This window comes from Burkholderia sp. BCC1638 (assembly GCF_902833195.1).
Lineage (GTDB): Bacteria > Pseudomonadota > Gammaproteobacteria > Burkholderiales > Burkholderiaceae > Burkholderia > Burkholderia diffusa.
Genome location: NZ_CADFEC010000005.1, coordinates 262,053 through 288,260, shown reverse-complemented (window position 1 = coordinate 288,260; position 26,208 = coordinate 262,053). Strand labels below are relative to the sequence as shown.

Below are 26,208 nucleotides of genomic sequence, written 5' to 3'. Positions count from 1 at the left end.
TCGTGTGCTATAAAGGATCGACATGCGGCGTACATAGCCGGGAGTGGGTCGCATGAAAGTGCCGCATTTCTTGCAATTGTTTTTGAGGCGAGTGTTTATGTCCTTCCCGAAAAAACGTCGACGTGCGCAACAGGACGGCCAGGAGTCGTTCCTCGCGGTATTGCGCCACTCGAAACCGTTCGCGCAGCTCGACACCAAGATTGCCCGCGCCCGTGCGCAGGACGAGCCCGTCCTCTATGCGCATGTGCTGCCAGGCCTCGACGTGCTCCTGTGCAGCGTGCGCGGCGCTCAGCCGCCCTATCCGGCCATCGCCGAACTGCGCAAGCGCTGCATCGAATCGATCGCCAACGCACTCGAGCAACCGCTCGACGGCCTCGAGAACGGCGGGTACTGGTACGAGGCGAACGGCTTCGGCTTCCTCGTGTTCGCGAGCCGCGCCCGGGCGCGCATCCTGCCCGAATTTGGTGCAGGCACGAAGGCGAGCCTGCGCGGCGGCCTCGGACGCCAGAACGCCGGCGATACGACACCGCGCTCCCTCGGCTGAACCGACACCGACACGATGGGCCGCCTCCGGGCGGCCCATCGGCCATTCAGACTTCCCGCTTCACCGTCGCCGCGCGATCACCGCGCCGTCGCGCGCCCGTTGCCGGGCCGGACGATGTCGATGAACGCGGCGAAATCGGCACCGGCGAGCCCCTGCGCGGCGCCCAGCCGGAGCACCTGCTGCACCGTGGCCGACACGGGCATCACCGCGCCGGTGTCGCGCGCGGCGTCGGCGATCGCGTCGACGTCCTTCTGGAACGTGCTCAGCGCGCCGATCGGCGGATGACCGCCTGACGTCATGCGCGGCACGAAGGTCTGCAGCAGCACCGAATCGGCCCACCCGCCCGCCAGCGCGTCGGCCAGACGCGCAGCGTCGATGCCGCTCGCCTGGGCGAGGCCGACCGCTTCCGCGATCGCGGTCACCGTCGCGGTGACGATCGCCTGGTTGCAGAGTTTCGCGGTCTGGCCCGCGCCCGCGTCGCCCATGTGCGTGATGCGCGACGCGTAGGTATCGATCAGCGGCCGCACCGCGTCGAGGTCGGCCGCGCCGCCGCCCGCCATTACCGCGAGGGTGCCGGCCTGCGCGCCGGGCACGCCGCCCGACACCGGCGCGTCGATCCAGCCGACGCCGAGCGCGGCCGCACGCGCCGCGTAGTCGCGCGTCGCCGCAGGCGGAATGCTCGAATGATCGACGATGCGCTTCAGGCGGCGCGCATTCGCATCGCCGGCAAGGAGCCCGTGCTCGCCGAACGCGACGTCGCCGACCGCGCGGCCGTCGAGCACGCACACGAACACCGTGTCGACACGCTCGGCCAGTTCGCGCGGCGTGTCGACCACCTGCGCACCATCCTTTTCAAGCGCCTCGGCCTTGGCGCGCGTCCGGTTCCATACGCTGACCCGATGGCCCGCCGCCAGCAAATGCCGAATCATCGGCGCGCCCATCAATCCCGGTCCGCAAAATCCGACTTCCACGATGTTCCTCGTCTCCAATTGGGGTTGCACTTGCCGCCCATCATACCTATCACTCAAGAAGCCGGACACGCACGGCGCCGTCTCGGGCCCGCCGCTTGCGCCGGCGCACACACCGACATCCCAGGGAGCGCATCATGAGCGACCACGTCTACAAGCTGATCGAACTGACCGGTTCGTCGCGGCAATCGTGCGACGACGCCATCCGCAACGCGATCTCGAAAGCCGGCAAGACGCTGCACAACCTGCACTGGTTCCAGGTCACCGAAACGCGCGGCCACATCGAAGGCGACCAGGTCATCCATTGGCAGGTCACGCTGAAAGTCGGCATGCGCATCGACGACTGACCCACGCGCGTCACGCGCGGTGCCCTTGCCACCGGATGCGTGCAATACGCATCCGCGCGGTGCCGCGCCCACCCGCATCACGCCCCTTTCAGCCCCTTCGCGAGGCCGGGCCGACGCGCGTCTGCGGGTATCCATCTCTTGACGCTGACTTTCGTTCATATTAAAAACCATATACCCACATCACCCCTCGATCAGCCCAGCCATATAAACTGGAGAAATCATGAGTCAGCAACGCGAGGCGATCGACACGTACCTCTTGCGCGTCTTGCACACCTTGTTGATGGAGCGCAGCGTCACGCGCGCGGCCGTCAAACTGAACCAGTCGCAACCGGCGATCAGCGCCGCACTGCGGCGCCTGCGCGACATCACCGGCGACCCGCTGCTCGTGCGCGGCAAGTCCGGCATGGTCCCGACCGAATACGGATTGCGTCTGCTCGAGCCGGTGCAGAACGCACTGCGCGAAATCGAGCGCATCAAGTTCCAGCAGCACAATTTCGACCCGGCCACGTCGATCCGCTGCTACCGGATCGGCTGCCCCGACTACCTGAACGTGCTGTTCGTGCCGACCGTCGTCGAACGCTTCCGCCAGGCGGCGCCGAACGCGACGCTCGAGTTCCACTCGCTCGGCCCCGCATTCGACTACGAGCTCGCGCTGGAAGACGGCAAGCTCGACATCGTCGTCGGGAACTGGCCCGAGCCGCCCGAGCAACTGCACCTGTCGAACCTGTTCGTCGACGAAATCGTCTGCCTGATGAGCAACACGCATCCGTTCGCGAAGCGCGGCGGGCTCACGCTCGACCAGTACCTGAACGCGCCGCATCTCGCACCGACGCCGTACTCGGTCGGCCAGCGCGGCGCGATCGACGTGCATCTCGCGCGCGAACGGCTCAAGCGTCACGTGGTCGTCACGCTGCCGTACTTCAACCTCGCGCCGTACGTGCTGGTGAAGTCCGACCTGATCTTCACGACGACGCGCCTGTTCGCCGATCACTACGCGAAGTTCCTGCCGCTGTCGGTCGTGCCGGCGCCGCTCGACTTTCCGCCGATGCAGTATTACCAGCTGTGGCACGAACGCTGCCACTACTCCGACGAGGTGCGCTGGCTGCGCAGCCTCGTCGCCGAAGCAACCCGCACGCTGATCGAGGCGTAAGCGCGCACGACGCACGCGCCGGCCATGCCGTCGCGGTGCGGCTCGGTGCGATGCGCGGCGTGTGGCGACCGCCACCGCGCGCCCGATCCGCGGCGCGCGGCGCGACCTTCACATCGATGCGTCAGCGCGACGCCTCCACGAGTGCCTGCGCCAGCGCGTTGTGACGCTCGATGACCGGCGGCAGGTCGAGCGTCGCGAGCCGCCCTTCCCGCACCACCACCTTCCCGTTCACCACCGTGTACGCCGTCTGCGACGGCGCGCAGAACACGAGCGCCGCGACCGGATCGTGCAGCGCGCCCGCGAACAGCGGCTGGCGCAGGTCGAATGCGGCGAAGTCCGCGGCCATGCCGGGCTTCAGCGCGCCGATGTCGTCGCGGTTCAGCACCTTCGCGCCGCCCAGCGTCGCGATCTCGAGCGCCTCGCGCGCGGTCATCGCGTCGGGCCCGAAACCGACCCGCTGCAGCAGCAGCGCCTGCCGCACTTCCGCGACCATCTGCGCGCCGTCGTTCGACGCGGAACCGTCGACGCCGAGCCCGACCGGCACACCCGCGAGACGCATCTTCTTCACCGGCGCGATACCCGACGCGAGCCGCATGTTCGAACATGGACAGTGCGCGACGCCGGTGCCGGTGCGCGCGAACAGGCCGATGCCCGCATCGTCGAGCTGCACGCAGTGCGCGTGCCATACGTCGTGGCCGACCCAGCCGAGATCTTCCGCGTATTCGGCAGGCGTCATCCCGAACTTCTCGCGGCTGTACGCTATGTCGTTGACGTTCTCGGCCAGGTGCGTGTGCAGCGACACGCCGTAGTCGCGTGCCAGAACGGCCGCGTCGCGCATCAGGCCGCGGCTCACCGAGAACGGCGAGCACGGCGCGACGACTACCCGCAGCATCGCGTAGCGGCCTTCGTCGTGATAGGTCTCGATCAGGCGCTGCGCGTCGCGCAGGATGTCGGGCTCGCGCTCGACGACCGAATCGGGGGGCAGCCCGCCGTCGCGCTGGCCGACGCTCATCGCGCCGCGGCTCGCGTGAAAGCGCATGCCGATTCGCTGCGCGGCGCCGATGCTGTCGTCGAGCCGGCTGCCGTTCGGATAGATGTACAGATGGTCGCTCGACGTCGTGCAGCCCGACTGCAGCAGCTCGGCCATCGCGGTCAGCGTCGACACCTCGATCATCTCGGGCGTCAGGTGCGCCCAGATCCGATACAGGTTCGTGAGCCAGCCGAACAGCTCGGCGTTCTGCGCGGCCGGCACCGCGCGCGTGAGGCTCTGGTACATGTGGTGATGCGTGTTCACGAGCCCCGGGATCACGAGGTGGCCGCGCAGGTCGAGCACTTCGTCGGCGGTATCGGGCAGCTCGGCGCTCGGGCCGACCGCGACGATCCGGTTGTCTTCGATATAGAGGCCCGCGTCGCGCAATTCGCGGCGCGTGTCGTCCATGGTCACGAGCACGTCGGCGTGCTTGACCAGCAGGGTCGTCGGGCGGGATGAGAATGGGTGCGGCGCGCGTGCGCCGGCGTGCTGCTCGAGATTCATGCGTTCTCCGCGTGGTTCTGCCCCCGGGAGCCGCTCCCGGAGACCGTCACAAGGCCGTTCGAACGCTGATTCGCGGCACGCCCCGGTGCCTGCGTCCGTTCGAACGCGCTGGCCCGGTTACCCGGCGTGAATGCCGTCTTCGGGGTACGCGCGGGCCCACGGCCCGACGCGCACGGCCGGAGCATCGCCCAACCGCGCGCAACGCACAATGCGCGATCCGGAATACCGCGCTTCACGGTTTCGATATGGTACGCCGCACGCGGCCCCGGCAGACGCCGGAATCCCGGGCCGCCGGCGGCTTCCGGCGGGGCGTCGACAGCGGTTCATGCGCGGCGCATTATCTTTGATATCGCGCCCGTATTTGCGCGGGGAACCTTTTTACAATGCCTGCACGGCGCTCGCTTCAATCTCGCCGACGGGTATGTAGCCACGTGACGTGGAGCCTCGATCCGCCGCACAGTCAATGGATCGAGTCGCCGCCGAACCTCGCATTCACACAAGGACAATTGCGAATGGGAAAGCTCACTACCCACGTACTCGATACGGCACACGGTCGCCCCGGCGCTGCCATCAAGGTGGACCTCTACGCGCTGGACGGCGAATCGCGCCGCGCGATCAAGACCGTGCTGACCAATAGCGACGGCCGCTGCGACGAACCCCTGCTCGAAGGCGCCGCGCTCGCCGCCGGCGAATACGAACTCGTGTTCCATGCCGGCGACTACTTCGCGTCGCTCGGCGTGAAGGTGCCCGAACCCCGCTTCGTCGACCGCGTCGTGCTGCGCTTCGGCATCGCCGATACCGCATCGCACTACCACGTGCCGCTGCTCGTGTCGCCGTGGTCGTACAGCACCTATCGCGGCAGCTGACACACGCATCGGCGCCCGCATCAAAGACAACGATCTGAGTCTGGAGGAGTTTCATGGAAGGCTTCATCACCGACTGGCTGAACCTCGCGCTGCGATGGCTGCACGTCATCGTCGCCATTGCGTGGATCGGCGAGTCCTTCTATTTCGTCGCGCTCGACAACAGCCTGAAACCGCCGACCGACGCGAACCAGCGCAAGCGCGGCGTGTTCGGCGAGCTGTGGCACGTCCACGGCGGCGGTTTCTACAACATGCAGAAGTACACGGTCGCCCCGCCGGAAATGCCGGATGACCTGCACTGGTCGAAGTGGCCGTCGTACACGACCTGGCTGTCGGGCTTCTCGCTGTTCTTCGTGCTGTACCTGCTCGCACCGAACACGTATCTGATCGACAAGAGCGTACTCGACATGGGCCCCGTGGTCGCCGTCGCGTCCGCCCTCGGCTTCCTCGCGGCCGGCTGGATCGTCTACGACTCGCTGTGCCGCATCCTCGGCACCAACGATCGCGTGCTGGGCATCTGCGTCGGCCTCTACGTCGTTGTCGCCGCGTACCTCGCGTGCCACATCTTCTCGGGCCGTGCGGCGTACCTGATCGTCGGCGCGATGCTCGCGACGATCATGTCGGCGAACGTGTTCTTCGTGATCATCCCGGGCCAGCGCAAGATGGTCGACAAGATGCTCAAGGGCGAAGAGCCGAACCCGATCTACGGCAAGCGCGGCAAGCAGCGTTCGGTGCACAACACGTATTTCACGCTGCCGGTCGTGTTCGCGATGCTGTCGAACCACTATGCGATGACGTACACGAACAAGTTCAATTGGGTCGTGCTCGTGCTGATCATGCTGGCCGGCGCGCTGATCCGTCAGTTCTTCGTGATGCGTCACCGCGGCAAGCAGCTGTGGTACCTGCCGATCGGCGGCGTCGCGCTGCTGTCGGGCGCGCTGGTGTGGACGATGCCGAAGCCGGTCGCACCGGAAGCGCAGGCGGCGAACGCACCGAAGATCGTGATCAACGACATCATGCCGATCCTGCAGCAGCGCTGCGTCGAGTGCCACTCGTCGAAGCCGACGCTGATGGGCAGCGCGCCCGCCGGCGTGATGTTCGACACGCCGGACGAGGTGTCGAAGAACGCGCAACGCATCTACGAACAGGCCGTGAGCCTGAAGGCGATGCCGATCGGCAACGTCACGCACATGACCGACGACGAGCGCGTGAAGCTCGCCGCCTGGTTCGAGGGTGGCGCGGTCAAGTAAGCCGCCCTGCGCCGGCCGCCGGTTGGTTGGTCGGTGCAGTCCTCTCCGTTCGCGGGCCCGGAAACGGGCCCGTTTTTTTTGCCCGCGCGGAACGTGTCTCCCGCTAGCTCCGCATCGCGTCGCGCTGCAGCGCGACGAGCGCATCGAGCGCGCGCTGGCCGTCGTCGAACGGCACGAAGATGTGATCGTGATACGCGGCGGCCATCACGTTGCAGCTGATGCCGGCCGCGCCGAGGGCGCTCGCGAACGCGGCCGTCAGGCCGACCGCCGCGAGGTCCGAATGCACCGTCAGCGTGATCCACGCGGCACGGAACAGCACCGGCCAGCCGCGACGCGCGGCCGTTTCCTCGTCGACGACGACGGTCATGCCTTCCGTTTCGCGGAACGTTGCAATCGCTTCGGATAACGATATGTCGGCATCGGCCGGCAGCGCGACGAACGCGAACGCACCGCGATGCAGTTCGGGCTGCATCGTGCGCAGCAGGATCGCGAGGTCGTTTTCAGGTTGGCTCATCGTGGTACGGCCCGGGAACCGGGCGTCGTGCGGTGGCGATGCGGGCACGATAGCACGCGATCGACGTCTTCGACGTAGCGGCAACGTCATGGGCCTGTGCGCGCGGCGAGCATAAAAAAACCCGCGCAGATCGCGCGGGTCTCTTCGGTGAAACGGTACTGCCGAAATGCTGCTCAGGCCGTCAGTGCATCCAGCGCGTCCTCGGTGAGCCATAGCGATTCCTGCAGGTCCTGCTCGTTCAGATTCAGGCCGTCGCCGCCGCGATCGACGACGATGAAGTCGCTGACGCCGCCGAGCGCGATCAGCGGGTGATGCCACACGCCCTTCGCGTAGTTCACGCCCTGCCACCCGCTCGTCACGAACGCGCGGATCTTCGACGGATCGAGATCGCCCGCCGGCGCGACGACGACGAGATACGGCTGGTCGTTCAGCGGCACGAACGCCTGGCTGCCGAGCGGATGGCGCTCGAGCATCTTCACCTCGAACGGCAGCGTGCGCGGCTGGCCGCGGAACAGATTGACGAGCGTGCGGCCGTCTTCGTCGGTCACGTCGACCTTCGCGAGATCGTGAAAGCGGATCGTCGTGCCGAGGTTGATCGGAATCTGCTTCGCGCCGTCCGTTTCGATCACGTCGCCGAACGGCGCGAACGCGTCCTTGGTCAGCGGTTCGATTGCGAGCGTCTTCATTTGTCGAGCGTCCCCCACAGACGCAGGCGCGACACGCCGCCGTCCGGAATGATGTTCAGGCGCACATGGGTCACCGGGCCCAGCGACGCGATCTCGTGCTCGAAGTAATGCTGCTTGTCCATCTGCAGCTTCTGTTCGCCGAGCAGCACCGGCCAGAACATCGACTGCGTGATCAGCGAGCTGTCGGTGCCGCCCGACACGTACGCGGCCTGGATCGAGCAGCGGTCCGGATAGTTGCCCTTGAAGAACGCCGTATCGACTTCGATCTTGCGAATCACGCCGGGCTGCGCGAGCGCGATGATCGCCCAGTCGTTGCCCGGTTCGCGGCGGCGGCGGGTTTCCCAGCCATCGCCCATGTTCACGCCGCGGCCCGGCAGCAGCAGGTTCGACGCGACGCCGAAATGCTGGTTGTTCGCGGCCACCACGTAGCCGCCGTTTTCCATCGCCGCGAGGTCGAACTGCTCGGTCGCGCTCGCGCCGGCCCAGTCGAGCTGCGGCTGGCCATACACGCGCAGGCGCGCGATGCCGCCGTCCGGATAGATGTTTACGCGCAGATGCGTGAACGCACGCGCGTCGCGCGTTTCGACGTAGTGATGGCTGTTGCCCTGCAGCGTCGTCGACGGCACGATCTCGACCCATTCCGTCGCATGCGTCGGTGCGCCGTCGGCCACGTATGCCGCCTCGATCGATGCGGCCGGCGGGAAGTTGCCGGTGAAGTGGCTCGTGTCGATGTCGAAGCCCTTGATCACGCCCGGCCGCGCGAGCTTGACGATGCACCAGTCATAGCCCGTGGTGCGCTTGCGGCGCGTCTCCCAGCCATCCATCCACTTGCCGTGGTCGTCGTACTTGCCGGGGATGAACACCGCCGGCTCGGGGTTCAGCATCCGGTCCTTCGGCGCGAAGAAATCGTCGCTGGCCTCGAGCGCCTGCGCACCGAGGCGCGGGTCGGCGAGGTTCACGTAGCGCCGCGTGAAGTCGGGGGCGTCGGGATCGAGAAACGGAACTGCCATGATGTTTCCTTGTTTCAGTGATGCGATCGGGCCGCCGCGACGCAGCAGGCCGTCGTGAGGTGTCAGGCGTCGATCAGGTCGTCGAGGCGAAAGCGCGCGATCCGGTAGATCTGGTCGAGGCTCGCGCGCAGTTCCTCGGTGCGCGAATGATTCACGCGCGACTCGAAGTTCGCGATGATGCCGTGCCGGTCGTAGCCGCGCACCGCGAGGATGAACGGGAAGCCGAACTTCTCGCGATACGTGCGGTTCAGCGTCAGCAGCTTGTCGAACTCTTCCTGCGTGCACTGGTCGAGACCCGCGCCGCTCTGCTCGCGCGTCGACTCGGCCGTCAGCTCGCCGCGCACGGCGGCCTTGCCGGCCAGCTCCGGGTGAGCGTTGATCAATGCGAGCTGGCGCGCTTCGCCGCCCGTCTCCACCGCGTTCGACATCGTCTCGTGCAGCGCGTCGATGCTCGCGAACGGCCGCTCGCCCGCAGCGACCTCGGCCACCCACGGCGAATGTTCGAAGATCCCCGACAGCGCCGCGACGAATGCGCTCGACGCCATCGTGTTCAGTTGCTCCAACGTGTAACGCATCGCCTTCATGCTTTCCCTTCGTTTCGATGATTGGGCTGATACGGATGATGTTCACGCCAATGACGCGCGATATCGACACGGCGCGTCACCCATACGCGATCGTGCTTCTCGATGTGATCGAGGAAACGCTGCAGCCCGCGGAAACGCCCCGGCCGGCCGAGCAGACGGCAGTGCATGCCGATCGACAGCATTTTCGGCGCGTCGTCGCCCTCCGCGTACAGCACGTCGAACGCGTCGCGCAGGTAGTCGAAGAAGTGGTCGCCGGTGTTGAAGCCCTGCGGCGTCGCGAAGCGCATGTCGTTCGTATCGAGCGTGTACGGGACGATCAGCTGCGGCGACGTGCCGCCGCCCGACACCTCGACGTCCATCCAGAACGGCAGGTCGTCGCCGTAGTTGTCGGAGTCGTACAGGAAGCCGCCGTATTCCGCGACGAGACGGTGCGTGTTCGGGCTGTCGCGGCCGGTGTACCAGCCGAGCGGACGCTCGCCCGTCACGCGTTCGATCGCTTCCATCCCGAGGCGCATGTGCTCGGCCTCGAGCTCGGGCGTCATGCTCTGATAGTGGATCCAGCGCCAGCCGTGGCACGCGATCTCGTGGCCGAGCTCGACGAATGCGCGCGCGAGTTCCGGATGACGCTCGATCGCCATGCCCACGCCGAACACCGTCAGCGGCAGCCCGCGCTTCTCGAATTCGCGCAGGATGCGCCACACGCCGGCACGGGAACCGTATTCGTAGATCGATTCCATGCTCATGTGGCGGTCCGGATACGCGGCCGCGCCGACGATTTCGGACAGGAACTGCTCGGAGCCCGGGTCACCGTGCAGCACGCAGTTCTCGCCGCCCTCCTCGTAGTTCAGCACGAATTGCACGGCGACGCGGGCACGCCCGGGCCAGTTCGCCTGCACGGGATGGCGGCCGTAGCCGATCAGGTCGCGAGGATAGTTGGGATCGAGTGACATGGGTTCGAAGTGCGGCGAAAGCTTGCGGAAGTAATGGGTTCGCATCGACCCGCGCGGGTGCCGGAGGCCGGCCGCACGGCCGATGCGATGACGGCCCAGTGTAGCGAAAACGTTCATACGCGCCCATACAGCGGCGCAGATAGTGCATGTCAGACGGCGTGTATGTGCGGTTGCGGCAAATTCGGGACCGGTTCCGACGCGGCGCTCCCGCTTCGCGCCGTGGCGGCGGCCGACGCGGGCGCGGGCGCGTCCTCCGGCGGGCTGAAACGCGCGAATTCGCCGTCGTAGCGCTTCGGCAGCGGCCGCGCATAATCGCCGCGCTTCGCGGTCGCGAGGCGCAGCGCGACGAGCGCCTCGGCCCACTTGACGGCCGCCGTGACGCCCTCCACGACCGGCGCGCCGATCTGCTGCTCGATCTCGTGCGCGAATTCGGCCATCCCGGCGCAGCCGAGGACGATCGCGTCGGCGCCGTCCTCGTCGAGCGCGCGCCGGCATTCGTCGACGATGATCCGCCGCGCGGCCGAACCGGGTCGGTCGAGTTCGAGCACCGCGACGTCGGTTGCCCGCACGTTGCGGCAGAACCGCTTCATCCCGTAGCGCTCGGCGAGATGCCACGCCATCCCGCAGGTGCGCGCGAGGGTCGTGACGACCGAGAAGCCCGGCGCGAGCACGCTCGCCGCATGCATCGCCGCCTCGGCGATCCCGATCACCGGCCCGCGCGCGAGTTCGCGCGCCGCATAAAGGCCCGGGTCGCCGAAACATGCGATCACATATGCGTCGCAGCCGTCGCGCTCGCCCTGCGCGATCTCGGCCAGAAGCCCGGGCGTCGCGAGCGCCTCGTCGTAATAGCCTTCGATCGACGGCGGCCCCATCGGCGGGCTCACCGCGACGATCTCGGTGCCTGCCGCCGCGATTTCACGCGCGCAGCGGCCCATCGCATCGGTCATCCGCTGCGTCGTGTTCGGATTGATCAGCTTGATCTTCATCGCGCGCTCCTCAGGCCTTCGTGCTCACGAGCAGCCGGTAGAACACGAAACCGAGCCCCGCGCCGATGAACCACGAGAAGTTTGCGGCGGCCTGCCAGCCCGGCACCATCACGCAGATGACGGCGATCACCGCGGCCGGCAGCAGCGCGGCGAGCGCGCGGCGGTTCACGCCGCCCGTGTACCAGTACGTGCCGCGCTCCGACATCGAGTACAGGTCGTCGCGCACGAGCCGGCCGCGCTTGACGAGGTAGAAGTCGGCGATCAGCACGCCGTACAGCGGGCCGATGAACGCGCCGAGCACGTCGAGCGTGTAGTGGATCACGGCCGGGTTGTTGAACAGGTTCCACGGCGTGATGAAGATCGACGCGACGGCCGCGAGCATCCCGCCCGCGCGCCAGCTGATCAGCCGCGGCGCAACGTTCGAGAAATCGAACGCGGGCGACACGAAGTTCGCGACGATGTTGATGCCGATCGTCGCGATCGTGAACGTCAGCGCGCCGAGGATCACGGCGGTCGGATGGTCGATGCGGCCGACCGTCTCGACGGGATCGGTGATGAGTTCACCGAACACCGGAAGCGTCGCGGCGGTGGTGATCACCGTGACGAGCGAGAACGCGAGGAAGTTGACCGGCAGCCCCCAGAAGTTGCCGCGCTTCACGTCGCCGAACGAGCGGCAGTAGCGCGAGAAGTCGCCGAAATTGAGCATCGGCCCGGAGAAGTAAGACACGACGAGCGACACGGCCGTGATCATCACCGGAATCACTTCCGCGCCGTGATACTTGACGCCGCCGAGGTTGATGCCGATGTTGCGCCAGCCCGCGCGCCACACCATGTAGCCGGCCAGGATGAACATCACGACGTATACGGCCGGGCCCGCGAAGTCGATGAACTTCTTGATCGTCTCCATCCCATTCCAGAATACGAGCGCCTGCAGCACCCACAGCAGCATGAAGCCGGCCCAGCCGACCGCCGACAGCCCGAGGAAGCCATAGCGATGGACGTCCGCGTACGGCAGCCATTGCGGAAAGAATTTCAGCACGACGATCACGAGCGCGCTGGATGCGAGATAGGTCTGGATGCCGTACCACGCGATCGCGATCAGCCCGCGGATCACGGCCGGCACGTTCGCGCCGAGCACGCCGAACGTCGCGCGGCACGCGACCGGATACGGCACGCCGATCTGCTGGCTCGGCCGCGCGATCAGGTTGCACAGCCGGTTCACGATCGTGATGCCGACGATCAGCGCGATCAGCACCTGCCAGCTCGTCAGCCCGAGCGCGAACAAGCTGCCCGCGAACACGTAGCCGCCAACGCTATGCACGTCCGACATCCAGAATGCGAAGATGTTGTAAGCGCCCCAAGTCTGATTCTTAAGGGGTGCCAAATCTTCGTTGTACAAACGTTGACTGTAACCGTCCGGCAACATGGGCCCGCCGCCCTCGCCGCCTTCTTCCGCCGGATACGCACTGTCGTGCGCCACACTGAACTGAGCCATGACTTCTCCTTGACGCGGCCAACCAGCCGCTCCACCGTCATCAATATCGCTCCGGATCATCGCCCGGAGTCGGACTGGCGGCCGGCGGTGCAAACCGCCGGCCTGCATTGCTCTCGTCGTGTGGCGCGCGGCCGGATTCGCGTCGCCGCTCAGGCGCCGCCGAACACTTCGCGCAAATCGACCTGCCCTTGCGCGGGCCGGTCCAGCATCTTCAGTTCGACATGCTGCAGGTGGTGCGCCATCAGCGTCACCGCCCGCTTCGAATCGCCCGCTTCCAGCGCGGTCAGGATCTCGTCGTGGTCGTCGCACGAGCACGGGCTGCGCCCGTGCGATTCATACAGCGCCGACATCAACGTCGAGCGTGCAACGAGCCCGTCGAGGCACTCGCAGAGCGTCGCATTGCCCGTCAGCGCCGCGAGCGCCGTGTGGAATTCGCCCGACAGGCGGATCCATGCCGCGAAGTCGTGCCGCTCGAACGCCTTGCGTTCCTTGTCGATCAGCGCCGCAACGCCCTTCAGCCGCTTCGCGCCAGGCCCCGTCGCGAGCCGCTCGACGACGGCCAGCTCGATGATCCGGCGCATCTCGAATACCTCGTGCACGTCCTGCAGCGTCGGACTCGCGACGAACGCACCGCGGTTCGGCTCGAGATCGACCAGCTTGTCGGCCGCGAGCTGCGACAGCGCCTGCCGGATCGTGCCGCGCTTCACGCCGAACACGTCGCAGAGCTGCGCCTCCGTCAGCTTCGCGCCGGGCGCGAGCCGATGCTCGAGGATTGCCGTACGGATCCGCTCGGCGATCGCTTCGGGACCGGCAGCGCCGGACGGATGGGTATCGGAGTCGTTCATGTTCTGCATCGCGTGATGGTCCTCATCCTAGGACGGACATAAATATTGTCAACAATTCTTTTCCCGGAATGCGCACAATCTGCGTGCATTCCCCTGTGTCAGTGCGGTGCGCGGCACACCAAATCCAGGCATGACAAGCCTCTGCTGCTTTCCCATGGCGGCTTACGGTGTATACCCTTCCGGTCATTTTGTTGACAAAACTGGTGCGCGCGATGCCGCCAACCCGATCAACGGCGACAAAAATTTATGACCGTTAGTTGCGCATTTACTTAAAGAAAAAGGCGGGAAGCCCCGCCTTTCGATCGTCCCTGCCCGGCTCAGCCGAGATGCGGATAATCCGACAGCGTGAGCCGGAAACCGTGCGCATTCGCGACGAGCTGCGCCTGCGCACCGAACGGCAACGTCAGCAGGTCGGGAACATGGCCGAACTGCAGCCCCGTGATGACCGGAATGCCGACCACGGAGCGCACCTGGTCGATCATCGCCTGCATGTCGTAGCCGTTGTCGTACTCGAACGGCCGCGCACCCGTGAACTGGCCGAGCACGAGCGCCTGCTGGCGCGCGAGCACGCCCGACAGGTGCAACTGGTAGATCATCCGTTCGATCCGGAACGGCTGCTCGTTGACGTCCTCGACGAACAGGATGCCGCCCTCGATGTCGGGCATGTAAGGCGTGCCGACGAGCGAGGTGAGGATCGCCAGGTTGCCGCCCCACAGCGTGCCCGTCACGTTCACGGTCTGCACCTGCGGCGCCTCGGCGACGATCGTCGTGGTCGGCTGCGACAGCGTCCGCCAGAAGTGCTGCATCGTGAAATCGCTTGGCGTTTCCGCGCCGAAGTCGGCCGACAGCATCGGGCCGCCGAACGTCTTGATGCGCGCCTTTGCGTACAGCGCAAGCTGGATCGCGGTGAAGTCGCTGTGGCCGACGAGCGCGATCGGCTGGTCGCGCAGGCGGCGCTCGAGCCCGCGATAGTCGAGCCCGTGCAGGATGCGCGCGGCGCCGTAGCCGCCGCGCACCGCGAGTGCGATGTCCGGCAGCGCGCGCTCCGGATCCGCGAGGCGGTTCAGGTCGCCGGCCCGCTCGCCGTCGGTGCCGCCGAATCGCTGGAAGCGGCGTTGCGTCGCCTCGATGTTCTCGATGCGATGTTGCGAGCCGCTCAGGCGCTCGAGCGCGCGGTTGATCGCATCGGGGTCGTGCGGATAGCCGGACGGCGCCAGCAGGCGGATGGTGTAGGACGCAGCGGGCTGGAGGGACATGGCGAAAGGTATCGGGATCGTCAAACCTGCTTAGAGGGTCCGAACCGTCTCCGGTTCACGGAACCTTGCTGCCCGCCCCGCTCCAGGCGACGGGCGCGGCAGGGGTTACGGCGCGCCGGATTCGGCGTCGCGTGCGAGCCGCGCCTCACGCAGCGCACGACGGCGCTCCGCGAAGAACGACTTCAGCGCGGCGCCACACTCGTCGGCGAGCACGCCGCCGGTCACGTCGGTATGGTGGTTGAGCTGAGGATTCGCGAACGCGTCGATCACGCTGCCGCACGCGCCCGTCTTCGGATCGGCGGCGCCGTAGACGACTCGCGCGATGCGCGCGTGCATGATCGCGCCCGCGCACATCAGGCACGGCTCGAGCGTCACGTACAGCTCGCAGCCGGGCATCCGGTAATTCTGCAAATGCTGCGCAGCCATGCGCAACGCGGCCATTTCCGCATGGGCCGACGGGTCGTGCCCGCCGATCGGATGGTTGAAGCCGCGTGCGATCACCTCGTCGCCACGCACGAGCACCGCGCCGACCGGCACTTCGCCGGCCGCGCGCGCCTCTTCGGCGGCGGCCTGCGCGAGCCGCATGAAATGCAGATCGCGCGCCGACACGGGCACGGCTTCAGGAACGGGGGAATCGGGAGCTGCGGCCGATCCGGCTGCGGCGTCGTGCAGCGCATCGGCGCTCACATCGGCCCCGCTTCGGCGGACGCGTCGTCGAGCCCGCGCTCGCACAGACGTTCCGCGATGCGCCGGCAATAGTCGCGCGGCATCACCATCGGGCCGCCGCGCAGCGATTCGAGCGCCATGTCGAGGGCGAGGATCTTCGCCTGCAGCCGGCAGCGCGCGGCACGGTCGCTGACCGCCTGCAGTTCGTCCTGCAGGTTGCGCAGCGCGCGCAGTTGCTCGACGGCCGGCGGCACGAAGCCCGCATTCTTCAGGATACGGTTGGCCACCCGCACCTCCTCGGGTACGAGCAGGTCGTCATCCAGCGCCTGCGGCGCGCCGGTACCCGGCAAATCGTCGAACTCGCCCCGCGCGGCGGCGGCGGCAATGCGTTGTTCGACCAGTGCGTCAAGCAATCTCATCAGTCAATCGGAACAAATGCGGCAGCCGAATTCTAGCAGGGTGACGTGCGTATGACAGGCCCTTCGAAGGTATGCTCGATATTGTGTTTTTAGGGGCCGAATCGGCGCGCATGCGCGCCGATCGCCACGACTTGCCGCTGTGCTGCGCCGCAGCAGGCTCCGCGCCGATTTCGCGTCGTCTGCGCGGGCGACGTCCGGCCCTGTTTTTTTATTTTCGTCCGGGTCGGTCGGCGTTCGTCGTCCCGTGGAAATCGCCGTTTCGCGACTGCCGGGTCATGCGGCGACCACGTGCGACCGCGCCTTCGGAAACGGCCGGAACATCATCGCGACGAGGAACGCGCCGATGCCGATCGCGAACGATCCGAGGTACAGCCAGCCATAGCTGCCCAGCGCATCGACGATCAAACCGCCCGCGACCGGCCCGGCCGCCATCCCGAGGCTGCCGGCCATCGCGCAGCCGCCGATCACGGTGCCCATCATCCGCAGCGGGAAGTTCTCGCGCGCGAGCACCGCATAGAGCGGCATCACGCCCGCATAGATGAAACCGAACAGCATCGCGACCGCGTAGAACCCGTCGAGCGTGCGCACGAAGTAATAGCCGAGCGCCCCGAGCGCCTGCGCGAGCAGCCCCGCCACCAGCATGCGTTTCGCACCGAGGCGATCGCCCAGCAGCCCGAACGCGATGCGCCCGCCCATGCCGGCGAGCCCCTCGACGCTGTAGATCGACACCGCGACGATCAACGGAATTCCGCACGTCACCGCGTAGCTGACCGTATGGAAGATCGGGCCGGAATGCGTCGCGCAGCAGAAGAAGTTGGTTAGCAACAGCACGATGAACTGCGGCGAACGCAGCGCGCCGCCGACCGACAGCGGCGCGGCCCCGGGCCCGCCGGCCGGCGCCGGCTCGGCGTGCGGCCCGTCGAGCGCGGGGGCGCGGCGCACGAGCAGCGACGCCGGAATCATCACGGCGGCCGCGAGCGCGGCGATCAGCAGCATCGACGTGCGCCAGCCGTGGCCCGACACGAGCCACGCCGCCAGCGGCGACATCGTCATCGGCGCCATGCCCATGCCGGCCGACACCAGCGACACCGCGAGACTGCGGTGCGTGTCGAACCAGCCCGTCACGCAGGCCATCATCGGCGCGAACACCGCGGCGGTCGCGCTGCCGACGGCCAGCCCGAAAATCAGCTGGAACGCGAGCAGCGACGGCGCTCGGCTCGCAAGCGCCAGGCTCGCCGACAGCAGCATGGCGCCCGTCACGACCACCGCACGCGTGCCGATCCGGTCCGACAGGCTGCCCCAGCCGATGCTCGCGAAGGCCATCGCGATGAAGCCGAGCGTCATCGCGGCGGAAATGCCGGTCATCGACCAGCCGGTGTCGCGTGCGATGGCCCGCAGGAACACGGGCAGCGAAAACATCGCGCCGATCGCGATGCAGCCCATCAGGCCGCCCGCGGCGACGATCATCCAGCGATAGCGGGAATCAGGCATCTGGCACCTCCTTTCTCTCTGTCGGTCAGGCGTTGATGCGGAACCGGGCTGCGGACGCCGTCGCGAATCCGGTCGACATCGATACGACGAACGACGCGGCGTGAAATCGACATGCGCGGCACATGCGAGCGGGAATCTCCGATTGTCTGCCGATTCGGGCAGCCGACAAGAGGCAGATCCGGACGAAGCTCGGCCACGCAACCGCCCTCGCTTTTCCGGAATCGGAAAGTCGAAATCAGAAATCGTTGGTTTGGGCGCGCGAGCGCGATCACTACACTCGAGCCCTCTTGTCATGACAAGTTGACCGATGACCTCATCCAACGTCGTGCCGCTATCGGCGGCCCCGCTCTACGTGCAGATCAAGGACACGCTGCGCACGCGCATCCTCGACGGCACTTATGCGCCGCACAGCAGGATGCCGTCCGAGCACGAACTCTGCGCGATGTTCGACGTGAGCCGCATCACGGTGCGCCAGGCACTCGGCGACCTGCAGAAGGAAGGCTTGCTGTTCAGGCTGCACGGCAAGGGCACGTTCGTGTCGAAGCCGAAGGCGTTCCAGAACGTGACGTCGCTGCAGGGCTTCGCCGAGGCGATGTCGTCGATGGGCTACGAGATCGTCAACCAGTTGCGCAGCTTGCGCACCGTGAAGGCCGACCGCCATCTCGCGACGAAGCTGAACGTGCCGGAAGGCGCGCCGCTTGTCGAGATCCGCCGCGTGCGGCTGCTGAACCGCGAGCCCGTGTCGCTCGAGCAGACGTGGGTGCCCGCGGCGCTCGGCAAGCGGCTCGCGGGCGCCGATCTTGCAACCCGCGACATCTTCCTGATTCTCGAGAACGACTGCGGCGTGCCGCTCGGTCACGCCGACGTGTCGATCGACGCAATCCTCGCCGACGATGAAATCGTCGATGCGCTGCGCGTCGAGGAAAGCAGCCCCGTGCTGCGGATCGAGCGCCTGACGCACGACGCGTCCGGTGCGCCAATCGACTACGAACACCTCTACTTCCGCGGCGACGCGTTCCAGTATCGGCTGCGCATCGATCGGCAGAAGACGCACCAACCATTAAGGAATCCGCAATGAACACCCATGTACTCGAATACGACATCGTCGTGGTCGGCGGCGGCACGGCCGGCCCGATGGCGGCGATCAAGGCGAAGGAGCGCGATCCGTCGCTGCGCGTGCTGCTGCTGGAGAAGGCCAACGTGAAGCGCAGCGGCGCGATCTCGATGGGGATGGACGGCCTGAACAACGCGGTGATTCCCGGCCACGCGACGCCCGAGCAGTACACGCGCGAAATCACGATCGCCAACGACGGGATCGTCGACCAGGAAGCCGTTTATGCGTATGCGACGCACAGCTTCGCGACGATCGAGCAACTCGACCGCTGGGGCGTGAAGTTCGAAAAGGACGGCACCGGCGACTACGCGGTGAAGAAGGTCCACCACATGGGTTCGTACGTGCTGCCGATGCCGGAAGGTCACGACATCAAGAAGGTGCTGTACCGGCAGTTGAAACGTGCCCGCATCGCGATCACGAACAGGATCGTCGCGACGCGCGTGCTGACCGACGCGCAAGGCCGCGCGAGCGGCGTGCTCGGCTTCGACTGCCGCACGGCCGATTTTCACGTGATCCGCGCGAAGGCCGTGATCCTGTGCTGCGGCGCCGCCGGCCGTCTCGGCCTGCCGGCGTCCGGATACCTGATGGGCACGTACGAAAACCCGACCAACGCGGGCGACGGCTACGCGATGGCGTACCACGCCGGCGCGGCGCTCGCGAACCTCGAATGCTTCCAGATCAATCCGCTGATCAAGGACTACAACGGTCCGGCGTGCGCGTACGTGACCGGCCCGCTCGGCGGTTTCACCGCGAACGGCAAGGGCGAACGCTTCATCGAGTGCGACTACTGGAGCGGCCAGATGATGTGGGAGTTCTACCAGGAGCTGCAAAGCGGAAACGGCCCGGTGTTCCTGAAGCTCGACCACCTCGCGGAGGAAACGATCCAGACCATCGAGCAGATCCTGCACACGAACGAGCGGCCGAGCCGCGGTCGCTTCCACGCAGGACGCGGCACCGACTACCGGCATCAGATGGTCGAGATGCACATCTCCGAGATCGGCTTCTGCAGCGGCCACAGCGCGTCCGGCGTGTACGTGAACGCCCGCGCCGAAACGACCGTGCCGGGGCTTTACGCGGCCGGCGACATGGCGGCCGTCCCGCACAACTACATGCTCGGCGCATTCACCTACGGCTGGTTCGCCGGGCAGAACGCGGCCGACTACGTGGCCGGCCGCGATCACGCGCCGGTGGACGACCAACAGGTCGCGGCCGAACGCACCCGCGTGCTCGCGCCGCTCACGCGCGAGCATGGCCTCGCGCCGGCGCAGGTCGAATACAAGCTGCGTCGCATGGTGAACGATCATCTGCAACCGCCGAAGGTGACGCGCAAGATGGAAATCGGGCTGCAACGTTTTGACGCCATTATTGAGGATATCGAAGAACTCAAGGCGAACCACCCTCATGAACTGATGCGCGCGGCCGAAGTGCGCGCGATCCGCGACTGCGCCGAAATGGCCGCGCGTGCATCGCTGTTCCGCACCGAGAGCCGCTGGGGGCTATATCACCATCGCGTCGATTTTCCGCAGCGCGACGACACCGAATGGTTCTGCCACACATGGTTGCGCAAGGATGCCGACGGCGCGATGCGTAGCGAGAAGCGGCCGGTCGAGCCCTATGTCGTGCCGCTCGCCGACGACGAACGCAGCGCCTACGCGCACCTGCGCATCCGCGAATCGGCCGCCCTCGCGGCCGCCCTCTGACTCCGAGGAGCCTGACCGTGCCCCATACCCCGCAAGACATCTTTCTGCGCAGCAGCGCGCCCGTGACGATCGACGAGGATCGCTGCATCGCCGACAAGGGCTGCACCGTTTGCGTCGACGTATGCCCGCTCGACCTGCTCGCGATCGACGTGACCAAAGGCAAGGCCTACATGCAGTTCGACGAATGCTGGTACTGCATGCCGTGCGAACGCGACTGCCCGACCGGCGCGGTCAAGGTCGATATTCCGTACCTGCTGCGCTGACCCGACGGACCGCCCGTGCGTCGACATCGCGCGTGCGCCGATCATCCGGCCGCGCATGCTGCTGATGGATGAATCGTTCGGCGTGCTCAACGCGCAGAGGCGCCGCATGATGCGGACGCTGCTGCGCGCCATTGGGTCGCGGATCGGCGCGACCGTGTTGTTCGTCACGCCTCTTACGCATCGTTAATGCTCCGGATTTTGCCCATGACCGCTTCCTCTCCTGCTTTCCCTCTACGTGACGCGCACACTTCAGACCTTGCCGCGCTCGTCGCGCGTGTTGCGGCGCCCGACGCATCCGTGCGCCGTATCGCGCTGCTCGAACTCGCCGATCTCGAGGATCCCGATTTCGTGCCGATCTTCGTTGCGGCACTGCGCGACGATCCGGCCGCCGACGTGCGCGGCGAAGCGGCGCGCGTGCTCGCCGCCTGGGAGCAGCCCGACGTCGTCGACACGCTGTGCCACGCGCTGCTCGATCCGGACGACGACGTGCGCGCGACCGCAGCACGCAGCCTGTCCGAACTGAAGGATGTCGCGTCCGGTGCGGTGCTGTGCCGCTGGGCCGAACACGCCGAGCCGTTCGTGCGCGGCGCCGCGTTGCGCGCGCTGCGCGAACTGCGCGACCCCGACGCGTTCGCGCCTGCGTTGCACGCGCTCGACGCGCCGGAGGCAGCCGTGCGCGCCGAAGCCGTCGCCGTGCTTGGCTGGCTCAAGGACGTCCGCGCGTTGTCGCCGCTCGCACGCATCGCCACGACCGACACGCATGCGGACGTGCGGCGCATCGCGGTCGGCGCGGTCGGGTTCGCGGCGTCCGGCGATACGGCCATCGCCAACGCGTTGCTTGCCGCGCTGCGCGACGCCGAATGGCAGGTACGCGAGGAAGCGGCCGCGACGCTCGGCAAGCTGCGTGTCTCGATCGCACGCGTGCCGCTCGTCGCCGCGCTCGATGACGATTACTGGCAGGTGCGCTTGCGTGCGGTGCGCGCACTCGGGCAATTGCGCGACGCCGCCGCGGCGCCGGCCGTCGCCGCGCTGCTGTCGCATGCGATCAGCAACCTGCGCAAGGAGGCCGCACTCGCGCTCGGCGAACTGCGCGATCCCGCGACGCTGCCCGCGCTGCACGACGCACTGGACGATCGCGATCCCGAAGTACGCAAGGCCGTGCGGATCGCCATCGCGCAGATTGGAGGAGATGCACGATGACGCCGCCGGCCGAGATTCGTCTCGATCATGCGACTCGTGCGTTGACGCTGTGCTGGCCGGACGGCACCACGCAGCGTATCGGCTTTGCGAGGTTGCGCGGCGATTGTCCGTGCGCCGCGTGCCGGAAGATCCGGCTCGACGGCAGGCAGGTCGACGCGCCGCTCGACCTGACGCTGAACGGCGTGGAAGCGGCAGGTTACGGCATCCGCCTGCTGTTCGGCGACGGTCACGCGCGCGGCATCTATCCGTGGCCATATCTGGCGGAACTGAGCGGAGACGAGTCGGATGCGGGCATCGCATCGCGCGATGTGCTCGCGTTCAGACGACCAGCGGACTGAGCGTCGACGAATCGACTCGCATCGGGCCGCCCGTTTCGGTCTCGTATCAGACGGCGACTTACACGGCTTCCGTGCGCCCGTCACTCGCCGATCGCACAAACGACAACGCCCGGCAGGTCATCCCTGCCGGGCGTCCGCATCGTCAGATGCCGTGGTCCGCTACCGAGGCACGCCCCGGCGCCGGATCATTCCCACTCGATCGTCGCCGGCGGCTTGCCCGAGATGTCGTACACCACGCGGTTGATCCCGCGCACCTCGTTGATGATCCGGTTCGACGCGCGGCCGAGCAGCGCGTACGGCAGGTGCGCCCAGTGCGCGGTCATGAAGTCGGTGGTCTGCACCGCGCGCAGCGACGTCACGTAGTCGTACGTGCGGCCATCGCCCATCACGCCGACCGACTTCACCGGCAGGAACACCGCGAACGCCTGGCTCGTAAGGTCGTACCAGGTCTTGCCGACGTCGGCCTCGCCGCACAGGCCCGCTGCCGCGTCCTGCGCGGTGGCGGTCGTGCCGCGCAGTTCCTCGATGAAGATCGCATCCGCGCGACGCAGCAGGTCCGCGTATTCGCGCTTCACTTCGCCGAGAATCCGCACGCCGAGGCCCGGGCCCGGGAACGGATGTCGGTACACCATCTCCGGCGGCAGGCCGAGCGCGACGCCCAGTTCGCGCACTTCGTCCTTGAACAGGTCGCGCAGCGGCTCGAGCAGCTTCAGGCCGAGCGTTTCCGGCAGGCCGCCGACGTTGTGGTGGCTCTTGATCGTCGTCGCCTTCTTCGTCTTCGTGCCGCCCGACTCGACCACGTCCGGATAGATCGTGCCCTGTGCGAGCCACTTCGCCTTCGACAGCTTCTTCGCTTCCGCCTGGAACACTTCGACGAACTCGCGGCCGATGATCTTGCGCTTCGCTTCCGGATCGGTCACGCCGGCCAGATGGCCGAGGAACTGCTCGGACGCGTCGACGTGCACGACCTTCGCATGCAGGCGGCCCTCGAACATGTCGAGCACCATCTTGCCTTCGTTCAGGCGCAGCAGGCCGTGGTCGACGAACACGCAGGTGAGCTGGTCACCGATCGCGCGATGAATCAGCGCCGCGGCGACGCTCGAATCCACCCCGCCCGACAGGCCGAGAATCACTTCCTCGTCACCGACCTGCTCACGGATCTTCGCGACGGCTTCCTCGATGTGGTTCTTCATGATCCAGTCGGGCTTCGCGCCGGCGATCTGCAGCACAAAGCGTTCGATGATCTGGCGGCCCTTCACCGTGTGCGTGACTTCCGGGTGGAACTGCACCGCGTAGTAGCCGCGCGCCTCGTCAGCCATGCCGGCGATCGGGCAGCTCGGCGTCGACGCCATCAGCGCGAAGCCCGGCGGCAACTCGGCAACCTTGTCGCCGTGGCTCATCCAGACCTTCAGCATCCCGTGGCCTTCGGCCGTCTTGAAATCCTCGATGCCGTCGAACAGGCGCGTATGGCCGTGCGCGCGCATTTCCGCGTAGCCGAATTCGCGATGGTCGCTCCACTCGACCTTGCCGCCGAGCTGCACGGCCATCGTCTGCATGCCGTAGCAGATGCCGAGCACCGGCACACCGAGATCCCATACGGCCTGCGGCGCACGCAGCTGGTGGTCTTCGTACGTGCTCGCATGGCTGCCCGACAGGATCACCGCCTTCGGCGCGAACTCGCGGACGAAGTCGTCGGACACGTCGTTCGGATGGATTTCGCAGTAGACGTGCGCTTCGCGCACGCGGCGCGCGATCAGTTGGGTGACTTGCGAACCGAAGTCGAGAATCAGGATTTTGTCGTGCATGGCTGCGGACAGGATGAATAGAATAAGAAAAGCAGCGCATGAAGCGCTGCGTCAATAGCATGGACAACGGCGTCGGGCGGCAGGCGGCTCGCGCGACGCATCGCCGGTCAATCCTGCGACGGCGGGCGTGCGTCGAACGCGACGCTGCCTGACAATCGGTCGGATGCGGCCGGCGTGGCTGCCGACGGCGCCGCCGGACGGCCGACGACCGGTTCGACCCGTTGCTGCGGGGCGGAGGCCGGCGCCGGTGCGGCCGGACGCTGCGCGTCCCGCGCCTCGAGCGCCTGCGCCTTCTCGCGCCGCCGCACGGCCGAGGCGAGGCGTACGCCGCCGACGCCGAGCACGATCAGCGCGACACCGGCCATCGCCGACAGCACGCGGCCGGCGGCCGCGAGCGCGGGACCGTTGCCGGTGCCGAACGACCACACCACCGCCAGCACGCCGATCAGCCAGTTCACATGGCCGACCGCACGCGCGACGGGCGCCGTGAGATCGCCGTTGACCGCCGCATGGAACGCGAGCCACGCGAGGCCGAGCAGCGCGATGCCGAACGCCTGGCCGAGCATCGCCGGCTGGATGTTCGCCAGCTGCAGCGCGTTGAACAGCGCCTGCCAGGGCGTCAGCACGAACAGCACGCCGAACGCCAGCAGCAGCACGGCATCGACGATCAGCACGGCTCGCAGCAACGGTTTCATCGGCGATCAGTCCACGTGGTAGTTCGGTGCTTCCTTCGTGATCTGCACGTCATGCACGTGCGACTCGCGCATGCCCGCCGCGGTGATCTGGACGAATTCGGCCTTGTCATGCAGCTCGTCGATCGTGCGGCAGCCGCAGTAGCCCATGCTCGCGCGCACGCCGCCGACCAGCTGGAACAGGATCGCGTTGACCGAACCCTTGTACGCGACGCGGCCTTCGATGCCTTCCGGCACGAGCTTGTCGATATTCGCCGAGTTGTCCTGGAAGTAGCGGTCTGCCGCGCCGTCCTTCATCGCGCCGACCGAACCCATGCCGCGGTACGACTTGTACTGGCGGCCCTGATACAGGAACACGTCGCCCGGCGCCTCTTCGGTGCCCGCGAACATGCTACCCATCATCACCGCGTTCGCGCCGGCCGCGAGGGCCTTCGACACGTCGCCCGAGAAACGCACGCCGCCGTCGGCGATGCACGGCACGCCGGTGCCCTTCAGCGCTTCCGCGACGTTCGCGATCGCGCTGATCTGCGGCACGCCAACGCCCGCGACGATCCGCGTCGTGCAGATCGAGCCCGGGCCGATGCCGACCTTAACCGCGTCCGCGCCGTATTCGACGAGCGCCTTCGCGGCGGCTGCCGTCGCGATGTTGCCGCCGATCACCTCGACGTGCGGGAAGTTCTGCTTGACCCAGCGCACGCGCTCGAGCACGCCCTTGCTGTGACCGTGCGCGGTATCGACGACGATCACGTCGACGCCGGCCTGCACCAGCAGCTCGACGCGCTCTTCGTTGTCCGGGCCGACGCCGACCGCCGCGCCTGCGCGCAGCTTGCCGTGTTCGTCCTTGCACGCATCCGGGTGCTCGGTCTGCTTGGTGATGTCCTTGACGGTCATCAGGCCGCGCAGTTCGAACGCGTCGTTGACGACCAGCACGCGCTCGAGGCGGTGGCTGTGCATCAGCGCCTTCGCTTCGGCGAGCGGCGTGCCTTCCTTGACCGTGACGAGGCGCTCGCGCGGCGTCATGATCGACTTGACCGGTTCGTCGAGGCGCGATTCGAAACGCAGGTCGCGGTTCGTGACGATGCCGACGAGTTGCGGGCCTTCCACGACCGGGAAGCCCGAGATGCCATGCTGACGCGACAGCGCGATCACGTCGCGCACCTTCATCTGCGGCGGAACCGTGATCGGGTCGCGCACGACGCCCGATTCGAAACGCTTGACCTTCGCGACCTCGCGGGCCTGCTCGGCCGGCGTGAGGTTCTTGTGGACGATACCCACACCACCCTGCTGCGCCATCGCGATCGCGAGGCGACCTTCGGTGACCGTGTCCATCGCGGCGGACACGAGCGGCATGTTCAGGGAGATGTTGCGGGTCAGCTTGGTCTTCAGGCTGGTGTCGCGCGGGAGAACGTCGGAGAAGGCGGGAACGAGGAGCACATCATCGAAAGTGAGTGCTTTTTGGATCAGACGCATGGCAAATCCTATGGGCGCAAAAGCGAATTATACGCGAAGCGCCGCGAATTTTCACAACACGAACAACG

The 26,208-nt window shown here is 67.0% G+C and carries 28 protein-coding genes; 11 read left to right on the top strand and 17 right to left on the bottom strand.

Annotated elements, in window-relative coordinates; all coding sequences use genetic code 11:
- Positions 1–97 precede the first annotated feature (97 nt).
- A complete protein-coding gene (locus tag HWX22_RS08380) occupies positions 98–544 on the top strand; it encodes a hypothetical protein (protein WP_027784713.1) in 447 nt (148 codons plus the stop codon).
- Positions 545–621: 77 nt separating this feature from the next.
- On the opposite strand, the gene HWX22_RS08375 is transcribed toward HWX22_RS08380, so the two are convergent.
- Positions 622–1,515 (bottom strand): NAD(P)-dependent oxidoreductase, encoded by an 894-nt coding sequence (locus HWX22_RS08375; protein ID WP_175915380.1) that lies wholly within the window; start codon positions 1,513–1,515, stop codon positions 622–624.
- Between the two features lie 134 nt (positions 1,516–1,649).
- On the opposite strand from HWX22_RS08375, the gene HWX22_RS08370 reads away from it, so the two are divergent.
- Complete coding sequence (locus tag HWX22_RS08370) at positions 1,650–1,859, top strand: dodecin (protein ID WP_006755984.1); 210 nt, start codon at positions 1,650–1,652, stop codon at positions 1,857–1,859.
- A gap of 220 nt (positions 1,860–2,079) precedes the next feature.
- Positions 2,080–3,009, top strand: a complete 930-nt coding sequence (locus tag HWX22_RS08365; protein WP_006762467.1) for a LysR substrate-binding domain-containing protein — start codon at positions 2,080–2,082, stop codon at positions 3,007–3,009.
- Positions 3,010–3,130: 121 nt separating this feature from the next.
- On the opposite strand, the gene HWX22_RS08360 is transcribed toward HWX22_RS08365, so the two are convergent.
- Positions 3,131–4,543 (bottom strand): 8-oxoguanine deaminase, encoded by a 1,413-nt coding sequence (locus tag HWX22_RS08360; protein WP_175915379.1) that lies wholly within the window; start codon positions 4,541–4,543, stop codon positions 3,131–3,133.
- A gap of 512 nt (positions 4,544–5,055) precedes the next feature.
- On the opposite strand from HWX22_RS08360, the gene uraH reads away from it, so the two are divergent.
- Together uraH and HWX22_RS08350 are read left to right on the top strand one after the other, a co-directional pair.
- Positions 5,056–5,409 (top strand): hydroxyisourate hydrolase, encoded by a 354-nt coding sequence (uraH, locus tag HWX22_RS08355; RefSeq protein ID WP_011657188.1) that lies wholly within the window; start codon positions 5,056–5,058, stop codon positions 5,407–5,409.
- Positions 5,410–5,462: 53 nt separating this feature from the next.
- Entirely contained in the window at positions 5,463–6,656 is a 1,194-nt protein-coding gene (locus tag HWX22_RS08350; RefSeq protein WP_175915378.1) for a urate hydroxylase PuuD, read from the top strand.
- A 103-nt stretch (positions 6,657–6,759) separates the two neighbouring features.
- On the opposite strand, the gene HWX22_RS08345 is transcribed toward HWX22_RS08350, so the two are convergent.
- The 12 genes from HWX22_RS08345 to HWX22_RS08290 form a co-directional block, all read right to left on the bottom strand.
- The gene (locus HWX22_RS08345; protein ID WP_175915377.1) at positions 6,760–7,170 is read right to left on the bottom strand and encodes an ACT domain-containing protein; all 411 of its coding nucleotides are present in this window, start codon (positions 7,168–7,170) and stop codon (positions 6,760–6,762) included.
- Between the two features lie 173 nt (positions 7,171–7,343).
- The gene (locus HWX22_RS08340) at positions 7,344–7,856 is read right to left on the bottom strand and encodes an ureidoglycolate lyase (protein ID WP_059529590.1); all 513 of its coding nucleotides are present in this window, start codon (positions 7,854–7,856) and stop codon (positions 7,344–7,346) included.
- Positions 7,853–8,866, bottom strand: coding sequence for an allantoicase (gene alc / locus HWX22_RS08335; RefSeq protein ID WP_175915376.1), 1,014 nt, complete (start codon positions 8,864–8,866; stop codon positions 7,853–7,855). The genes HWX22_RS08340 and alc overlap by 4 nt, the downstream gene beginning before the upstream one ends.
- Positions 8,867–8,928: 62 nt before the next feature.
- Complete coding sequence (uraD, locus tag HWX22_RS08330) at positions 8,929–9,450, bottom strand: 2-oxo-4-hydroxy-4-carboxy-5-ureidoimidazoline decarboxylase (RefSeq protein ID WP_175915375.1); 522 nt, start codon at positions 9,448–9,450, stop codon at positions 8,929–8,931.
- A complete protein-coding gene (gene puuE, locus HWX22_RS08325) occupies positions 9,447–10,400 on the bottom strand; it encodes an allantoinase PuuE (RefSeq protein ID WP_059529581.1) in 954 nt (317 codons plus the stop codon). The genes uraD and puuE overlap by 4 nt, the downstream gene beginning before the upstream one ends.
- 149 nt (positions 10,401–10,549) lie before the next feature.
- A complete protein-coding gene (locus HWX22_RS08320; protein ID WP_059817695.1) occupies positions 10,550–11,386 on the bottom strand; it encodes an aspartate/glutamate racemase family protein in 837 nt (278 codons plus the stop codon).
- 10 nt (positions 11,387–11,396) lie between these two features.
- On the bottom strand, positions 11,397–12,881 hold the full coding sequence (locus HWX22_RS08315) for an NCS1 family nucleobase:cation symporter-1 (protein WP_175915374.1): 1,485 nt from the start codon (positions 12,879–12,881) through the stop codon (positions 11,397–11,399).
- A gap of 149 nt (positions 12,882–13,030) precedes the next feature.
- On the bottom strand, positions 13,031–13,735 hold the full coding sequence (locus HWX22_RS08310) for a GntR family transcriptional regulator (protein WP_059599950.1): 705 nt from the start codon (positions 13,733–13,735) through the stop codon (positions 13,031–13,033).
- 308 nt (positions 13,736–14,043) lie between these two features.
- Positions 14,044–14,982 (bottom strand): muramoyltetrapeptide carboxypeptidase, encoded by a 939-nt coding sequence (gene ldcA, locus HWX22_RS08305; protein ID WP_175915373.1) that lies wholly within the window; start codon positions 14,980–14,982, stop codon positions 14,044–14,046.
- 105 nt (positions 14,983–15,087) lie between these two features.
- Positions 15,088–15,669 carry a tRNA adenosine(34) deaminase TadA gene (gene tadA / locus HWX22_RS08300; protein ID WP_059529566.1) on the bottom strand — a complete coding sequence of 194 codons (582 nt, stop codon included), beginning with the start codon at positions 15,667–15,669 and terminating at the stop codon, positions 15,088–15,090.
- Positions 15,666–16,067 (bottom strand): DnaJ family domain-containing protein, encoded by a 402-nt coding sequence (locus HWX22_RS08295; protein ID WP_009694817.1) that lies wholly within the window; start codon positions 16,065–16,067, stop codon positions 15,666–15,668. The genes tadA and HWX22_RS08295 overlap by 4 nt, the downstream gene beginning before the upstream one ends.
- 273 nt (positions 16,068–16,340) lie before the next feature.
- Positions 16,341–17,558: an MFS transporter gene (locus tag HWX22_RS08290; RefSeq protein ID WP_175908872.1), complete on the bottom strand. Its 1,218-nt coding sequence runs from the start codon at positions 17,556–17,558 to the stop codon at positions 16,341–16,343.
- Between the two features lie 307 nt (positions 17,559–17,865).
- Here HWX22_RS08290 and HWX22_RS08285 point away from each other — a divergent pair, with 307 nt between their 5' ends.
- The 6 genes from HWX22_RS08285 to HWX22_RS08260 are packed head-to-tail and all read left to right on the top strand — an operon-like array spanning position 17,866 to position 22,173.
- Positions 17,866–18,636: a GntR family transcriptional regulator gene (locus HWX22_RS08285; RefSeq protein WP_175915372.1), complete on the top strand. Its 771-nt coding sequence runs from the start codon at positions 17,866–17,868 to the stop codon at positions 18,634–18,636.
- Entirely contained in the window at positions 18,633–20,372 is a 1,740-nt protein-coding gene (locus HWX22_RS08280; RefSeq protein ID WP_175915371.1) for a fumarate reductase/succinate dehydrogenase flavoprotein subunit, read from the top strand. Before HWX22_RS08285 ends, HWX22_RS08280 begins: the two co-directional genes overlap by 4 nt.
- Positions 20,373–20,389: 17 nt before the next feature.
- Positions 20,390–20,635 (top strand): ferredoxin family protein, encoded by a 246-nt coding sequence (locus HWX22_RS08275; RefSeq protein WP_059529554.1) that lies wholly within the window; start codon positions 20,390–20,392, stop codon positions 20,633–20,635.
- Between the two features lie 55 nt (positions 20,636–20,690).
- Positions 20,691–20,822, top strand: a complete 132-nt coding sequence (locus HWX22_RS32230; RefSeq protein WP_279610430.1) for a hypothetical protein — start codon at positions 20,691–20,693, stop codon at positions 20,820–20,822.
- A gap of 17 nt (positions 20,823–20,839) precedes the next feature.
- Positions 20,840–21,835: a HEAT repeat domain-containing protein gene (locus tag HWX22_RS08265; protein ID WP_175908870.1), complete on the top strand. Its 996-nt coding sequence runs from the start codon at positions 20,840–20,842 to the stop codon at positions 21,833–21,835.
- Entirely contained in the window at positions 21,832–22,173 is a 342-nt protein-coding gene (locus HWX22_RS08260) for a gamma-butyrobetaine hydroxylase-like domain-containing protein (protein WP_175908869.1), read from the top strand. The genes HWX22_RS08265 and HWX22_RS08260 overlap by 4 nt, the downstream gene beginning before the upstream one ends.
- 185 nt (positions 22,174–22,358) lie before the next feature.
- Here HWX22_RS08260 and guaA read toward each other — a convergent pair whose 3' ends face one another.
- From guaA to guaB, 3 genes are all read right to left on the bottom strand, one after another.
- Positions 22,359–23,978 (bottom strand): glutamine-hydrolyzing GMP synthase, encoded by a 1,620-nt coding sequence (guaA, locus tag HWX22_RS08255; protein WP_059529378.1) that lies wholly within the window; start codon positions 23,976–23,978, stop codon positions 22,359–22,361.
- A 107-nt stretch (positions 23,979–24,085) separates the two neighbouring features.
- Positions 24,086–24,673: a hypothetical protein gene (locus tag HWX22_RS08250; RefSeq protein WP_059817717.1), complete on the bottom strand. Its 588-nt coding sequence runs from the start codon at positions 24,671–24,673 to the stop codon at positions 24,086–24,088.
- Positions 24,674–24,679: 6 nt separating this feature from the next.
- Complete coding sequence (guaB, locus tag HWX22_RS08245) at positions 24,680–26,140, bottom strand: IMP dehydrogenase (RefSeq protein WP_059464274.1); 1,461 nt, start codon at positions 26,138–26,140, stop codon at positions 24,680–24,682.
- Between the last annotated feature and the right edge of the window lie 68 nt (positions 26,141–26,208).